This is a genomic window from Bradyrhizobium sp. SYSU BS000235 (assembly GCF_049747295.1).
GTDB lineage: Bacteria > Pseudomonadota > Alphaproteobacteria > Rhizobiales > Xanthobacteraceae > Afipia.
In genome coordinates, this window is the sequence record NZ_JBMHJM010000001.1 from 638,990 (window position 1) to 654,508 (window position 15,519).

The window sequence follows — 15,519 nt, forward strand, 5'->3', positions numbered from 1 at the left end:
GAAGGGGGCGTTGTTTGACGGGGACAGTAACATGCCGCAAACGCTCTGGTTTTTTATCGCCTTCGTCATCGTTCTCGCGCTGATCGGAGTTGTTTTCTGGCTGGTCCAACGATTCGGCGGAAGCCGTATGGGCACAAATGCGAATCGCGGACGAATGCCGCGTCTCGCGGTTATCGATGCTGCTGCGGTAGATGGGCGCCGACGGCTCGTGCTTGTGCGCCGCGATAATGTCGAGCACCTCCTGATGATCGGCGGGCCGACCGACGTCGTGGTCGAGCCCAATATTGTTCGAAACATGCCGCAGCGCGATCAGGCGCCCCAACGATCGCCCGCCGGCACTGAATTGCCCTCACCGCCCCGGCTTGCGCCGGAGCCCGCATGGGCCGAGCCGGAAACCACACGGGCAGATACCCTTGAACATCGAGAGCCCGCAATGCCGGAGATCCCGCAGCGGCCTGCGCGCGCTCCATTTGCCGATGAAGTGCGCCGCCCAGCGCCAGCCGCGGAGCGGCATAGCGATGCCATGCCGAGTTTCACGCCGGAGCCGATGGTTCGTCCGGAGCCGACGCTTCGAACTGACTCACCCGCTCGCCCGTTGCCGCGAAGCGAGCGCATGGAGCCCATGATGCCTCGTGGACCGCGTCCGGCGGACCTTGCCCCGAAGGCCCCGCCACCTCTTCCCCGTGCCGCGCAGCGTCCCGCGGAATCTCCCCTTTCGTCGGCGGATCAAAATCTTGCCGATATGGCGCAGCGGCTTGAGGCTGCATTGCGCCGACCAAGCGGCGACCACCGGCTTGAGACAAGTGAGCCTCGCGCTCCCTCCGTCAGCCCGATCGATCGGGTCGGCGCGCCGCCAGTGGCTCCCGAGCCGTTGGTTCGTCCGTCACGAGATCTCAACCCACGCAATAGTTCGACACCCCCTTCCCAACCGGATGCTCCGGCAGAGTCAGCGCCCAAGGCGCCCTTTGAAAACCTTGAAGACGAGATGGCAAGCTTGCTCGGCCGTCCGAAGCCTCCAGCGTGAGGCCGGCGAAAACACCGCGTAGAGTTCTATTTTTTCTAAGCTTTATCCTCACCGTTGGATCCTTGATCGATCCCGCGGTCGCGCAGGATATCAGCATCAATCTTGGCGGCGCCGGCAACGGCGGCGTCACCGAACGCGCGATTCAATTGATCGCGCTGCTCACGGTGCTTTCGATCGCACCGTCGATCCTGATCATGATGACGTCGTTCACGCGTATCGTGGTGGTGCTGTCGCTGCTGCGCACGGCACTTGGCACCGCGACCGCGCCGCCGAACTCCGTGATCATCGCTCTGGCAATGTTTCTCACTGGTTTCGTGATGGGGCCGGTGCTGCAAAAAACCTACGATGACGCTGTCAAACCTCTGGTGGCGAATGAAATCACCGCCGAGCAGGCTCTCGAGCGTGGCGTCATCCCGTTGCGCGGCTTCATGCAAAAGAACGTCCGCGAAAAAGACCTGAAGCTCTTTATGGATCTGTCCGGCGAGCCGCCCGCGGCGACGCCCGATGATATGTCGTTGCGCATCCTTGTCCCCGCCTTCATGATCTCGGAACTCAAGCGGGCATTTGAAATCGGGTTTCTGCTTTTCCTGCCGTTCCTGATTATCGACCTTGTGGTCGCTTCAGTCCTGATGGCGATGGGCATGATGATGCTGCCTCCAGTGGTGGTGTCACTGCCGTTCAAGCTCATCTTTTTCGTGCTGGTGGACGGCTGGTCACTGGTGGCGGGAAGTCTGGTGCAAAGCTACGGCGGCGGATAGTCCTTTTTACCGCCGGGCTTCGTTGACCTGCTTCAACCCGACGATTTCAGGCAAGGAGCCGGTCGGATTGGGATCTGCCTTGATTGCCGGCGGCAGCTTCGCGCGCGCAACCGCATCCGGGAAACGCGCCTTCATCTCATGTAGGAAGCCGTCCAGAGTATCGATCGCAGCCGCCATCTTCGCGATTCTCGCGAAATCAGAGCTGTTTGCCGCAGCGGGTTTGGCCGCAATATCGAAAATGGCGCGGTCGCTTCCTTCCATTTTTGCACTGTATTTCTCGCGAAAGCGCGCAAGTCCGACGGTGTCCTCGGCAAGGGCGTAGCCGATCGCGGCTCGGATGATGTCGCCCTTCTCGATCGAGGTCAGAGGCTGGAAATCGCGCCAACGATCGCCATAGAGCAACTCGATCTGCTCGGAGGATTCCCTCCAGCGACGAGCAGCCCAGTAAATGTCCGACCGCAGCCGCACAGCCTCGCGGCCGTTGATATTCGAGACAATGTCGAGCGCGAGATCGTGCCGACCGACATCGCTCTGCGCCCGAGCTTCAAGCAACAGCCGCTGTTGTCGTAATTCCCCAGCCAGATCAGCAATGCGGGTCGTGCGCAGCGCTGCAATCGCTCGTCCTGGCTTACGGTTCATCAGGTAGACCATTGCCAGGCGGGAAGCGACCTGCGCACGCGCGGCCCCCTCAAGACGATGATCGATTTGATATTGCAGCAGTTCGCCCGCCTGATCGAGCAGATCGACGGCGACCAGGCGATCGGCGAGATGCCGGATCAGCTCATCACCGCGTCGTCCGATGGGCGTAAGGTCGCGATACTCGTAGAACATCGCTAGAGCTTCGACCGGGGGCAAATCGTCGCCCTTGGGACTGTTGTAAAGCTGATCGAACAAAGCAGACGTCTGATCTTGCACCTTGCGGGAGATTTCCGAGTTCGGCTCCAACAGTGTGGCCGTACGTCCCGCCGCGAATGCGTCGCTATAGCGCTCCTTGGCTGCATAAAGCTGTGACAGCATTCCGAGGTTCTTCACCTCGATCGAATCGCCACGCCATATCGTGGATGCAATTTCCAACTCGTGAATGGCATTGTCGTCGTTCAGCATATCGCGCTTCTGGCGAAGCGAGATATTCAGCAGAGTTGCTTCCGCAGCAGCAGGACGGTTCGAGGAGTCGATCGCGGCCTGATAGGCTGACAACGCATCCTTGTCATGGCCGAGCGCTTCAGCAAGCCGTCCCCGCAACAGGGCGATCTCGCCCTCCTGTCCCGGTCCGGCACCCAAGGTCGTGAGATCATTGCTGCGCGCACCGGCGGTGGGATAGTCTTTCACCTCGAGCGCTGCGCGAAACGCCTCGATTGTGACGATACGTTGCAGATCGGTCGGTAATCCCGTAATCGCGAACTCAGCATTCTTGAATTTTTCGCGGGCATCCACCCACTTGCCCTGCTTCGCGTAGGCGAGCCCTTTCCAGAGCTGCGAGTCGGAATTCGCACCGATCGCAGGATTGGCGAGGTCCTTCAGCGCGAGCTCAGGATGGCCGGAAAGCGTGGTAGCCACGGCGCGCAGGATGTATGCGGAGGGATCGACTTCGCTTTCCTTGGTCTCACCGAGAATCAGGTCGAGAACGCCCTTGGCCTCGGGGTAAAATCCGCGCGACAGATAAAATCGAGCAAGCTCAATATGCGCCGCCATGCGCTTGTCGCCCGTCGCCTGGGAAGCGGCGGCGAGAAGGCTATTACGCATCGACAGAAAGTCTGCGGTCTGGTTTTCGTGCCAGGTGCCTGCATCGAAGATAGGACGTACCGCTCCGATCGCGCGCTCCGGCATGGTCATCGCCGAAGACAAGGTCAACCCGCCGGGGCGGCTCAACACCAGCTTGCTGGACGCGATATCCGCGGTGAGATCATCCGCATTCTGCTGGATGACGACACCCTGCATTGATTCGAGCACCGAAAATTCCACGAAATCCTGACGCTTGACGAAGCCGCGCACAGGCAGGCCTGCAGTCATCACGGTCAGCGCATCGCCGGCATCGGGATCCTTGATATGATGAAGCTGCCCTGGTTTGGCGATTGCGACGGTCACGTTTGCATGCTTGGGATCGGCACTGTTGCGCGCAGCAGTGAGTGGCTGCGACGGCCGCTCGGCCTTATCGGCCAGCATCAGCGTCCAGGACTTCTCTTCGCCACTCAACGTCACCAATTGCGGACGGTTCAGCCGAATCCGAACCGCACGCCCTTTCGGAAGCTCGAGCGTGCCGGCTGCGGCAATGAGCGACCCGCCTTGGCTTTGAATGGGCGTAGGATCAATCGACTTGTCGGTATCAAAAACAAGCCAGATCGAATCCGAGCGTCGAAAGACGGCGGCGGGCGTCGGACCAGGAAAGCTGAAAGTCACGCGCAAGTCATCGCTACTTCGCCTCACCTCCGGCACCAGCTTCGGCCTCGAATTGGCCGCCGACGGCGCCTCGGCTTCGGCCACAGGCTTCGCTTGCGGGGAAGCCTGTGGTGGCGCTCCCGCAGACTGAGCCGCTGAAGCTGCAGCTACGACCTTGTCCACCTTAGGAGCGGACTGGGATTTCTCGGCTGCAACCTTGGCCTCTAGCTTCGTCTCAGGCTTGTCTGGAGCGGCGTCCCGCTTCGCCTCAACGTTAACTGCCCGCGACTTGACGTCGGGCGTCTTCACATCCGATGGCGTCGCTTCGGAAACATCCGTTTTCGGAACGGTGGTCTCGGGCTTTTTTTCAAGCGACGCCTCGCGGGCGATTTGCTCCGATGTCGGCGGCACGATCGCACTCGCCTTTTTTGCCGCAGCCTTTTCGCTCGGCGGAGCAGCCGGAACATTCGGCAACTGCGAGCGCGGTCCTTGCGGGGGGGCCTTCGCCTCTTCGAAGCCTATATCAACGATGTAGTTCTTTTCTTCGCGGAATGCGCGAACGTCGACTTCACCAATGAGCGCGATCTCGATCGTCGAAGCATTGTCGCCCATCTTTTGTTCAATGGATCTGATGTTCGCGGGCATTGCGACCTTGGCATCGGCCAGGTCAAAGACCAGCCCAGACGAAAACGACAGCACGAACTTATTGGTGCTCAACGCCGACGAGACGGCGACACCATCAGGCATTTCAAACACGAGGCGTGTAAAGGTCGGCTGGACCGAGGCCCGAACGCGGATCGGCGGTCGTTTCTTGGCTTCATCCGCCTGCTTTTGCAGACGCAAAGCGCGCTCGGCGGCAATCGCCCGCTCGGACAATTCTTTCACCACTTCCGCCGGCAGCGGCGGTGGAGCACCGGTCCACTTCTCGGGCAACAAGTCGATGAAGACACGCTCACCCGCCATCATCAAATTGACTTTGACGTTCTGGCTCAGCGCCAGGCGAATAGCCGTGCCGTCGGGATCGCGGCGAACCATTCCAATATAGGACGGCAGCGCGTCCGGCAGCGCATCGACCGGAAGATCAACCGGCTTCTCGAAGCGAACGATAAGAACCGACCCTGCGACGACCGCATCGGTGATTACGTCTTCCTTGAACTTCAGGACCAGCCGCGCATATCCGTTCGCGCCGGTCAAAGTTGCCTCGCCTTTCACCGGTTGCTGCTGGGCACCGGCATGTCCGGCAACCAAGCCGCTGAACACGAGCGCGAAGCCAACCGCTGTAAAGGATGATTGCACCCCACGCCGGACCGTACCCGCACGCAAGCGGGCTTTCGATCCAGCCGCGCGGATCGTTTGGATGATGCGAGCAACCTTGCAGGACATTCCAGCTCTTTCTGCCGCGTCTCGTTTGCCAGTTCAGGCGCGATATCCGCTCGAGCGGTTGCCGCTCTCGCACCCCGCCCGAAATCTAGAACCCGCCGATTAAGACCTTGTTAATCACCTGCTTCAATTGCGAGCCGGTTGAGACGGCTTGCCATCAATCTTGGGAAGATCATTCGGCGATGACGAGAGGCCCCCGCTTGCGCGACGCGCCAATTCGACTGTCAGCCTTTCAGCCGCTTCCGGCTGCATCTGCCCCATGATGTCAGCCATCTTTCGTGGCGCGATCTGTGAAGCAATTTCGAACAATACCGGCAATTCCAAGCGATCGAACACCTTGGCAGCGTCTTTCGGCTTCATTCCCTCGTACATGGTAATGATGCCTTTGAAACGCGCCGCCTCAGCCTCGTTCTTCTGCTGACCCGCCGTTGAAATACGCGCTTCGGTCGCCTTCACTTCCTCAAGACGTCCCTCAACACGCTTTTCAGCCGACTTGATCAGGTTCTCGCGGATATCGATCTCGCGAGCCCTTGCCTCGATCTCCTGTCGACGCGACTGCAGACTCTCGAGGACAGCGCGCTCAGATGCAGGGATCTGGCCTTTTGGGTCGGGAAAGACCACTGTCTGGTCCGGTGACCGCGCTTCCGGGGCAGCCACCTCTGGCTTTTCTTCCTTTTTTTCTTCCTTCTTGCCACCATGGACAGAACCCGTGATGTCCAGGGGGTCGGATTGCTTGCCCGGCGCCGGATAATTGAAAGTTTCCTGCGCCCACGATTTCTTCGGAGGCACACCATTGTCGTCATTGAGAATGTATCCGCCGTCCAGCAGCAGGCCGGAGACCTTCAGCACGGCCAGGCAACCGATCGCAATCATCAGGACCGGGATGATGCGGATATCGCGAGCGAGACGTTTCATGCAGCGAGACCAGCAGCCTTTCGCCGTTCAGAAAATGCCTGGGCTGCAGCGAGCAGCTCTTTGGCATGCGATCCCTTGGGCGTGCTTGTCTTGGGTGCTGCAACCGCAGCTTCGCTCGAAGAGCGAGGCGCATCTGACATGATCGGCTTCGCCGCAAGCGCAACCTTTGTAAGCCGAGACACAATGTCATTGCCGGTCGCGAGTTGCTTGGCCAAATTCTCGGAAAGCTCCGTGCCGGTCTGAAGCTGGCCACTGAGGTTCTGATCGCATTCACGAACCGTCAGCTTCAGCCCCTGAATGGCGCGCTCCGCGATCTCGGTCGCCGTGACCAATTCTGCAATCGTGCCACGTAACGACTGCTCGTCAGCCTTGAGCAAGGTCAGACGACGGTTCAGCAGAGTGCAGTATCCGATCGTGACCAGCAGCAAAATCGCTACCAGGCTCTCGATCACCAATGCGAATATGTGACTCACTGTGCCTCCATCATCTTCGTTTGCTCGTCAGCTTTCTCAAACATCGCGAACGATGTATTCGGTTTACGTAGCGGCTTGGTGACGCGGATCGCGACGCGATCGCCGACCCGGCCCATTCGTCCCTCACTGAGGATGACGTCGCCGCATCGGACTGACACCAGTGCATCCGGCCGCATGTTCAGCGGCAGTGTGTCGCCGACTTGCAGCGTCATCAGCTGCTTGAGCGGAATATTGGATTCATAGAGCACGGCATCGACAGCGATTTCCGCCTTTGCGATCTCCGTCGCCAAATGGCCTTCCCAGATCGGATCACGGCCAAACTTTTCACCCATGAACATCTGCAACAGGACGTTGCGGATTGGCTCGATGGTCGCGTATGGCAGCAGCAGTTCGATATTGCCGCCGCGATCTTCCATATCAATGCGCAGGCGCACGAGAATGGCAGCGTTCGCGGGGCGGCTGATAGCGGCAAAGCGCGGGTTTGTTTCAAGCCGATCGATCGTGAACGTGACCGGAGAGAGCGGCCTGAAGGCCTGTTCGGCATCCGCGAGCACGACCTCGACAAGGCGCTTGACGAGATTGGTTTCGATGGTGGTGTAGGGACGGCCTTCGATACGCAGCGAAGCCTGCCCGCGACGACCACCAAGCAGCACATCGATGATCGAATAAATCAGGCTCGAATCGACGGTGAAAAGCCCGAAATTTTCCCACTCCTCAGCCTTGAAGACCGAAAGGACGCAAGGCAGCGGGATGGAATTGAGATAATCGCCGAAACGCACCGACGTAATGCGGTCGAGCGACACTTCCACATTGTCCGACGTAAAGTTGCGCAGGCTCGTCGTCATCAACCGCACCAGGCGGTCGAAAACGATTTCGAGCATTGGCAGACGTTCGTAGGACACCATCGCGGAATCGATGATGGCGCGAATACCGGAATTCTCGTCGAGATTGACTTCACCGTCGCTGAAACCGAGCAGATTGTCGATTTCCTCCTGCGACAGGACACGCTCACCACCCGACTTACCCACCCCGAGGAGGCTATCGCTCTCGTCGACCATCGCCGCCCATTGCTCGGCCATGGTCTCAGTCAATTCGTTGGCGGCAGCCTCGGCAGCAGCCTCATTGGGGTCTTCAGAGTCCAGCGCACCTTCCCACTCGGCGGCTAGTGCATCTTGATCGACGTCATTATCCGGCGTCATAGCTCAACTTCCGTCCCGTCACTGAACGACGATTTCCTTGAACAGCACAGCGTTCACCTGATGGGGCGAAATCGCAGCGTTCACACGCCGCGTCAGCTCTTCCTTGAGGCGAAACAAACCCATCGAGCCGTTGAGATCCGTGACGCGCAGTTCGCGCATATAGGTCTGAAACAGGTCCATGACGCGCGGCATCGTCGGCGTGATCTGGGCCACCATCGGCTGATCTTTGACCTCAAGAACAACCTTCACCTTGAGATATTGGACGCGCTCACCGGGTAGACCCGAGAGATTGACCAGCACTTCAGGCACATCAACGAACACAGGCGGCTTTGGAGCCTCGGCCTCTGCGTGCTTTTCCTTGTCTCCATGCCCATGGAGGAAGAAGAAGCCGCCACCGCCCAGCGCCAGCACGGCGACTGCGGCTGCCCCAATTATAATGAGCTTGCGTTTGCTTTTCGGAGCGGCCGCGCCTTCCGGGCCACCCGCCTCTTCATTTTTATCGCCGTCTGCCATAGCCCCGCCCGCAGTGGGAATTTTGGCTTGAATGCTGCCGAACTGGCTTGAATGACGCGATACGAAGGCCGCCGGCGCTTCAAGCGCCTCTGTGTCGACACCGTAGTGGCGCAATGGTTAACGAAACCTTTCTTTTGTTCCCGGAGTGGGAAAATTTTGCCGGGACAATATGGTCAACAAGACGTTTATTGCCGCGCTGCCCCACCCCCTCTGAGCAACCAAGCCACTGAAATCAAATCGTTTTCCGAGTTGGCACGGCTCTCGCATTACTAAGATGCGAACCGCGGCTTGGGAGAGCCTCTCCGGTTCACACGATCCGCACGACGCCTTGGGAGAGGCCAGTGCGGTTCACGTAAGGGGAGACAGATCGATGGAGAATACCCTCCTCGTCGCGTTGTCGCGACAGGTGGCGCTTGAGCGTCAGATGGACGTGGTCGCGAACAACGTCGCGAACGTCAACACGAACGGCTTCAAGGCCGAAAAGTCGCTGTTCGAGGAATTTTTGACCTCGGGCGCACACGAGGACAACTTCGCAGCCGCCGACCGGCGCGTCAGCTTCGTCCAGGATCGCGCGACCTATCATGATCTCATGCAGGGTCCGTCGGAGAAGACCAGCAATCCGCTCGACGTATCGATCGACGGAAAAGGCTTCTTCGCCGTTCAGACCCCGGGTGGCGAGCGCTACACCCGCGACGGCTCCTTCCAGATCAACTCACAGGGGCAACTCGTCACCGCCGGCGGAAACATCGTTCTCGGCACCAACGGGCCGATCGTCTTTCAGCCGACCGACAAGGACATCGTCATCACCGCCGATGGCACCGTGACGGTGAAAGAAGGCATCGTGACCCAGTTCGACTCCATCCGCGGCAAGCTGAGGATGGTGAAATTCGACAATCCGCAACGGCTGCAAAAAGAAGGCTCGAACCTGTTCTCGGCTCCCGCCGGAACGCCGGCTCAGCCTGATGTCGCGTCACGCATCAACCAGGGCTTTGTCGAGAAATCCAACGTCAACGCGGTCGCCGAAATGAGCCGCCTGATGATGGTCTCCCGCACCTACGAAAAGATCTCGGCGCTGATGCAACAGCAAGCCGACCTTCGCAAGAATGCAATCCAATCACTCGCCGACGTACCGGCTTGAGGAGACTGAAACATGCGCGCTCTTTACACTGCAGCAACCGGTATGGCCGCCCAGGAACTCAACGTTCAGGTCATTTCCAACAACATCGCCAACGTCCGCACCACCGGCTACAAGAAGCAGCGTGCGCAGTTCCAGGACCTGCTTTACGAGCACGTCCAGCGCGTCGGCGCGCAGGCTTCTGACCAGGGCACCGTCCTGCCCGTCGGCATCGACATCGGCGGCGGCGTCAAGACTGTCGGCACCCCACGCCTGATGACACAGGGCACCCAGACCCCCACAGGAGGCGATCTCGACATCGCTATTCGTGGCGAGGGTTACTTCAAGATCCAGATGCCGGACGGCACTTACAACTATACTCGTGACGGCTCGTTTACGACCGACGGCACCGGTCGCGTCGTGAACGCACAGGGCAACCCCTTGCAGCCGACCATCACAATTCCGCAGAACGCTTCGCAGCTCAACATCAACCCGCAAGGCCAGGTCTCGGTAATCTTGCCGGGCTCAACGACACCGACGATTGTCGGCCAGATTGGACTGACCCGTTTCATCAACAAGGCAGGCCTGCAATCGATCGGCGACAACCTGTTTGTCGATACGCCCGCCTCGGGCCCGCCGCAGGACGGCCTCGCGAACGCAGACGGCTTCGGCGACATGCAGCAAGGCAATCTCGAAGCATCGAACGTTGAAGTCGTGTCGGAAATATCCGACCTGATCGCCGCTCAGCGCGCCTACGAGATGAATGCCAAGGTCATCAGCGCGGCCGATCAGATGATGCAGTCCACCACCGGCATGTTCCGATAAGGGAGATGAAGATGTTGCGATCGTTTCTCTTCACAGCCGCCGTTCTGGTTGCCACAGCCGGAGCAGCCTTAGCCCAGTCAGAAAAAGACGTGGCACCGGGCCCGGTTCTACGTGCCAACGTTACGGTGAACAGCGATATCGTGCGGATCGGCGACGTGATCGACAATGCCGGAAGCGCTGCCCGAATCGCGATTTTCCGCGCTCCCGACCTCGGCACCACCGGCTCGGTGCCGACCTCGCAGATCATCTCGGCGCTCGGCGCGCATCAAGTGATCGGTGTCGATACCCGCAACATCCGCGAAGTCGCGGTGACACGATCCTCGCGCACGGTGTCGACAAAAGACATCGAGCAGCAAGTTGCGCAGGCGCTCGAGCATCGTAACGGCCTCGGCGACGCCGCTAACCTGTCAGTCACATTTGATCGCGATCTGCGCGAGCTTCAGCTCGATGCATCGAATACTGGTGATATGCGCGCCTCGATGGTCCGCTTCGATCCGCGCAATGGCCGGTTCGACATTACCTTTGAAATTCCGAACGATGTCACCTACTCGCCGACGAAACTGCGCTTCACGGGTACAGCTATCGAAACCGTGGACGCAACGATCCTGACACGCAGCGTCGATCGCAACGACATTATCAAAGCGTCCGATGTGATCACCGAACGCCGCCCGAAAGCGGAGGTCGGCAATGACCTCACGACGCGCGAACGTGCGATTGGAATGCAGGTGCGCAAGCAGATGCGCGCGGGTCAGGCCTTGAAGGCGATCGACCTCGGCAAACCGGACCTGGTCAGCCGCGACCAAAGCGTCACCCTCATTTATGAAGCGCCGGGCATTTACCTCACCGGTCGCGGCAAGGCCACCGAGAACGGAACACAAGGCGACGTCGTCAACGTCACCAACCTGCAATCGAAACGCACGGTGCAAGGCACAGTCGTCGGACCGGGCCAGGTCGCCGTGATGATTGCAACGCCGCGCGTCCTCACAACAACCGCGTCGCTGTCCCCGAACGAACAAGCTGCCGCAGGCACCACCTCCCAGAAAGCTGAGTAAAAGTCATGTTGAAGTCGCAAACACTCAATCGCATCGTTCTGGGCAGCAGCCTTCTGGCTCTCGGCACCGTCGCAAGCGGATGCTCGTCGCTCGAGCGGCTCGCCGCGATCGGCGAGAAGCCGAAACTGTCGGCGATCGACAATCCGACCACGCAGGCCGGCTACAAGCCGGTGTCGATGCCGATGCCGGCCCCGCAGCCGGCGTCCTTCAATCCAAACTCGCTGTGGCGGAACGGCTCACGCGCCTTCTTCAAGGATCAGCGCGCGCACCAGATCGGCGACATTCTGACGGTGATCGTCAACATCACCGACAAGGCCAACATCGCCAACGAGACACAGCGCAGCCGCGCCAACACCGAAGATTCCGGCATCACGAATTTCTTCGGGGTGACGAAGGTGCCGCTGACCAATGCGCCGATCCCCGGCCGCCTGCTGACCACGGACTCGACGTCGAGCAGCGACGGCAAGGGATCGGTCAACCGCCAGGAAGCCCTGCAGACCAACGTCGCCGCGGTCGTGACCCAGCTGCTGCCCAACGGCAACCTGGTCGTCGAAGGCAAGCAGGAAATCCGCGTCAACTACGAAGTCCGCGAACTGATTGTCGCCGGCATCGTACGTCCGGAAGACATCCAGAGCGACAACACCATCGACTCCAGCAAGATCGCGCAGGCGCGCATCGCTTACGGCGGCCGCGGTCAGATCACAGACGTGCAACAGGCCCGCTACGGCCAACAGGCCTTCGATATTCTGCTGCCGTTCTAATCCACCCCTGTTGAAGGCGGCTCCCACCGTCTTTACACGAGCTCCCACATCGTGCCGCGAACCTAGGCGCAGCGCGATGTCTACGACGCGGCCTCCGTTAGCTCCCCTGACGGAGGCCGTGATCGTTTTAGATGGTGTCGCGATCTTTCAACGAGGAACGCCAACACAGGCGCAGGCCAGAGGCCGACTGTCTGCAAGTCCAAATCTGAATCGGCTGGGCCTTCCCGCGCACGACCGCGCAGAGACGAAATCGATCCGCCTTCAGCGAACCCGCTATGAGCCTGTCACCGGGTCCAATGGCCGACCGAGTCCGTAATTCCGGGCCGTACCCGACCGGAATTACTCGTCGCGATAGACCTTCTCGCGCTTTTCGTGCCGTTCCTGCGCCTCGACAGAGAGCGTGGCGATGGGACGTGCTTCGAGCCGCTTCAGCGAAATCGGTTCGCCGGTTTCCTCACAATACCCGTAGGTATTGTCCTCGATGCGCTGGAGTGCGGCATCGATTTTGGAAATCAGCTTGCGCTGACGGTCGCGGGCGCGAAGCTCGATGGCGCGATCGGTTTCTGACGAAGCGCGATCAGCCAGGTCAGGATGATTGACGTTCTCTTCTTGAAGCTGCTGCAGCGTGGTCTTCGACTCGCGAAGGATCTCATCCTTCCAGTCGAGGAGCTTGCGGCGAAAATACTCCCGCTGCCGCTCGTTCATGAAGGGCTCTTTCTCGGAAGGCTTGTAGTTCTTCAATTTTTCCAAGGGCGGTCCATCTCGACGTGCTGGCGGATCCAAATAACCCTGTCCGCGCGGGAGCTTATATAGCGGCGTCTTGTGACAAACAATATCGAGAACGGGACCGGCCCCCGATACCCCAAGAATACCCAAAGGGTACCAAGACTGGTTCCATGCCCGGCGGAACCAACCTGCTTCCCCGTTAAAACCCAGTATTTACAGGCTTTACTTGGCCGGCCTTGGCCAGTTCCACTTCGACCCTGAGTTCGATTTCCGATAGAACCTGATCCAGGCGCGGGTCCCCCGAAACCGATTTCAACTCGGCGGCGGCCGTCCTGAGCCTGCCAACCATCGACGAATCGAGCGCTCCGGTCAAAAGACCGATTTTCAGGTCATCCAGGACATCGAGCGCGCTCCGGCCCCGCTGGACCGACCGCCTCCGACGCTCTGTGGGATCGTCGAAGCCCTGCATCGCCAGCAAAGCTTCGATCCCGCCGGCGGTTCTGGGCGCTGTGGCGGGCCGTGTCTCTACCGGTACGCTGGTATCTTCGATCGAAAATCCGGACGACGATGAACGCCGGGCGCTGGCTTTCGGCGGAGTCTGGCTTGTGCCACTCGGTCCATAAATTCGCATTTTGCTCGCCCCGCGAGGCAATCGGTTGGTGCAACCGCCGCGCCATTCCACCACCGCACCGGTGATCCCTGCCATCAAGGTCGCTGGTTATGGTTAATAGTCGGTAAATGACCCGGCAATTTATGCCGGGATGCGGCAACTTCGCCCGCCGCACCTCGCCTGCAAACTCGCCTGACAAGCATTTTTCCAAATAAATTCAACGTACTACCAGCGCTCCGAGGTGTGGCACGGCTCTCGCATAGAGTATTGCGGACTAACCCTGTGGGGAGCACGGGGCGTGGGCCGCAAAAGACCTCAGCGGGGAGCAGAGGATGTTTCGGAATTTTCAAATCGCCTGTGTGGCCGTGGCCATGCTGATGGTTTCAGCCGTATCGGCTGGAGCAACGTCGCGGATCAAGGATCTCGCCAATATTGAAGGCGTGCGCCAGAACCAGCTGATCGGCTACGGCCTGGTTGTTGGTCTGAACGGCACCGGCGACACTCTCAACAACATTCCTTTCACCAAGCAGTCGCTGCAAGCGATGTTGGAACGCATGGGCGTCAACATCCGCGGCACGACCATCCGCACCGGCAACGTCGCGGCCGTGATGGTGACGGGCAACCTGCCCGCATTCGGCACCCAGGGCACGCGAATGGATGTCACCGTTTCGGCACTCGGTGACTCCAAGAGCCTTCAGGGCGGCACTCTTCTGGTGACCCCGCTGCTCGGCGCGGACGGAAACGTCTATGCCGTCGCGCAAGGTTCGCTCGCGATCGGTGGCTTCGCCGCCGAAGGCGCAGCAGCCAGCGTCACCAAGGGCGTACCCACGGTCGGCCGCATCGCGAACGGTGCGATCATCGAACGCGAAATCGAGTTTGCTCTCAACCGCCTGCCGACGGTCCGGCTCGCATTGCGCAACAGCGACTTCACCACGGCAAAACGCATCGCTGCGGCGGTGAACGATTTCCTCGGCGCCAAAAGCGCGGAGCCCGTCGATCCCTCCACCGTGCAGTTGAATATTCCGGCCGAATTCAAAGGCAACGCCGTCGCACTGCTGACCGAGATCGAACAGCTTCAGGTCGAGCCTGATCTGGCCGCGAAGATCGTCATCGATGAACGCTCGGGCATCATCGTGATGGGACGTGATGTCCGCGTCTCCACCGTCGCTGTGGCCCAGGGCAATCTCACCGTGACGATTTCGGAGAGTGCCGACGTCAGCCAGCCGGCTCCCTTCTCGAACGGACGAACCGTGGTCACGCCACGCACCAGTGTCGGCGTGCAGGAGGACGGAAAAAAACTCGCGCTCGTCAAGAGTGGTGTCTCGCTGCAGCAGCTCGTCGATGGCCTCAACGGTCTCGGCATCGGCCCGCGCGACCTGATCGGCATCCTGCAGGCGATCAAGGCCGCCGGCGCGATCCAGGCTGACATCGAGGTGATGTGATGCTGAACGTCGCCAATAAAAAGCAACCGCCGCTGACCTACTTCAACGGTCATCCCGACCTTCAGCTGACGCAAGCGCTCGCGAAAGTGTCGCCGCAGAAGCAACAGACCATCAAGGACAAGGCCCAGGACTTTGAGGCCGTGTTCCTGAACTCGATGTTCTCGCAGATGACCAGCGGCATCAAAGGCGACGGTCCATTCGGTGACACACCGGGAACCGGCGTGTGGCGCTCGATGATGACCGAGCAATACTCCAAATCGTTCGCAAAGGCCGGCGGTGTCGGAATTTCCAACGACGTTTATCGCACCCTCATCATCCAGCAAGCCAACCGTAGCAGTTGAGTCAGGAGAC

The 15,519-nt window shown here is 59.9% G+C and carries 15 protein-coding genes; 8 read left to right on the forward strand and 7 right to left on the reverse strand.

The window, feature by feature from the left end:
* The first annotated feature begins 31 nt into the window (after nucleotides 1-31).
* Nucleotides 32-1,024 (forward strand): flagellar biosynthetic protein FliO, encoded by a 993-nt coding sequence (locus ACP0KA_RS02945; RefSeq protein ID WP_424627344.1) that lies wholly within the window; start codon nucleotides 32-34, stop codon nucleotides 1,022-1,024.
* A complete protein-coding gene (gene fliP, locus ACP0KA_RS02950) occupies nucleotides 1,021-1,782 on the forward strand; it encodes a flagellar type III secretion system pore protein FliP (RefSeq protein ID WP_424627345.1) in 762 nt (253 codons plus the stop codon). The genes ACP0KA_RS02945 and fliP overlap by 4 nt, the downstream gene beginning before the upstream one ends.
* A 6-nt stretch (nucleotides 1,783-1,788) precedes the next feature.
* Here the strand turns inward: fliP and ACP0KA_RS02955 are convergent, their stop codons facing one another.
* From ACP0KA_RS02955 to fliL, 5 genes are all read right to left on the reverse strand, one after another.
* The gene (locus ACP0KA_RS02955) at nucleotides 1,789-5,541 is read right to left on the reverse strand and encodes a tetratricopeptide repeat protein (protein WP_424627346.1); all 3,753 of its coding nucleotides are present in this window, start codon (nucleotides 5,539-5,541) and stop codon (nucleotides 1,789-1,791) included.
* A gap of 123 nt (nucleotides 5,542-5,664) precedes the next feature.
* Nucleotides 5,665-6,453, reverse strand: a complete 789-nt coding sequence (locus ACP0KA_RS02960) for a MotE family protein (protein ID WP_424627347.1) — start codon at nucleotides 6,451-6,453, stop codon at nucleotides 5,665-5,667.
* Nucleotides 6,450-6,926 (reverse strand): DUF6468 domain-containing protein, encoded by a 477-nt coding sequence (locus tag ACP0KA_RS02965; RefSeq protein WP_424627348.1) that lies wholly within the window; start codon nucleotides 6,924-6,926, stop codon nucleotides 6,450-6,452. The genes ACP0KA_RS02960 and ACP0KA_RS02965 overlap by 4 nt, the downstream gene beginning before the upstream one ends.
* A complete protein-coding gene (fliM, locus tag ACP0KA_RS02970) occupies nucleotides 6,923-8,125 on the reverse strand; it encodes a flagellar motor switch protein FliM (protein WP_424627349.1) in 1,203 nt (400 codons plus the stop codon). The genes ACP0KA_RS02965 and fliM overlap by 4 nt, the downstream gene beginning before the upstream one ends.
* Before the next feature lie 18 nt (nucleotides 8,126-8,143).
* The gene (gene fliL / locus ACP0KA_RS02975) at nucleotides 8,144-8,638 is read right to left on the reverse strand and encodes a flagellar basal body-associated protein FliL (protein WP_424627350.1); all 495 of its coding nucleotides are present in this window, start codon (nucleotides 8,636-8,638) and stop codon (nucleotides 8,144-8,146) included.
* Nucleotides 8,639-9,008: 370 nt separating this feature from the next.
* Between fliL and flgF the strand changes: the two genes are divergently transcribed.
* The 4 genes from flgF to flgH are packed head-to-tail and all read left to right on the forward strand — an operon-like array spanning nucleotide 9,009 to nucleotide 12,390.
* Nucleotides 9,009-9,776, forward strand: a complete 768-nt coding sequence (flgF, locus tag ACP0KA_RS02980; protein ID WP_424627351.1) for a flagellar basal-body rod protein FlgF — start codon at nucleotides 9,009-9,011, stop codon at nucleotides 9,774-9,776.
* Between the two features lie 12 nt (nucleotides 9,777-9,788).
* Nucleotides 9,789-10,577, forward strand: a complete 789-nt coding sequence (gene flgG, locus ACP0KA_RS02985) for a flagellar basal-body rod protein FlgG (protein WP_424627352.1) — start codon at nucleotides 9,789-9,791, stop codon at nucleotides 10,575-10,577.
* 11 nt (nucleotides 10,578-10,588) lie between these two features.
* The gene (flgA, locus tag ACP0KA_RS02990) at nucleotides 10,589-11,629 is read left to right on the forward strand and encodes a flagellar basal body P-ring formation chaperone FlgA (protein ID WP_424627353.1); all 1,041 of its coding nucleotides are present in this window, start codon (nucleotides 10,589-10,591) and stop codon (nucleotides 11,627-11,629) included.
* A 5-nt stretch (nucleotides 11,630-11,634) separates the two neighbouring features.
* The gene (gene flgH, locus ACP0KA_RS02995) at nucleotides 11,635-12,390 is read left to right on the forward strand and encodes a flagellar basal body L-ring protein FlgH (RefSeq protein WP_424627354.1); all 756 of its coding nucleotides are present in this window, start codon (nucleotides 11,635-11,637) and stop codon (nucleotides 12,388-12,390) included.
* A 339-nt stretch (nucleotides 12,391-12,729) separates the two neighbouring features.
* On the opposite strand, the gene dksA is transcribed toward flgH, so the two are convergent.
* Nucleotides 12,730-13,095: an RNA polymerase-binding protein DksA gene (gene dksA / locus ACP0KA_RS03000; protein WP_002712631.1), complete on the reverse strand. Its 366-nt coding sequence runs from the start codon at nucleotides 13,093-13,095 to the stop codon at nucleotides 12,730-12,732.
* 220 nt (nucleotides 13,096-13,315) lie between these two features.
* Nucleotides 13,316-13,747, reverse strand: coding sequence for a flagellar assembly protein FliX (locus ACP0KA_RS03005; protein WP_424631474.1), 432 nt, complete (start codon nucleotides 13,745-13,747; stop codon nucleotides 13,316-13,318).
* A gap of 311 nt (nucleotides 13,748-14,058) precedes the next feature.
* Between ACP0KA_RS03005 and ACP0KA_RS03010 the strand changes: the two genes are divergently transcribed.
* On the forward strand, nucleotides 14,059-15,168 hold the full coding sequence (locus ACP0KA_RS03010) for a flagellar basal body P-ring protein FlgI (RefSeq protein ID WP_424627355.1): 1,110 nt from the start codon (nucleotides 14,059-14,061) through the stop codon (nucleotides 15,166-15,168).
* Complete coding sequence (gene flgJ, locus ACP0KA_RS03015; protein WP_424627356.1) at nucleotides 15,168-15,509, forward strand: flagellar assembly peptidoglycan hydrolase FlgJ; 342 nt, start codon at nucleotides 15,168-15,170, stop codon at nucleotides 15,507-15,509. The genes ACP0KA_RS03010 and flgJ overlap by 1 nt, the downstream gene beginning before the upstream one ends.
* The last annotated feature ends 10 nt before the right edge of the window (nucleotides 15,510-15,519 follow it).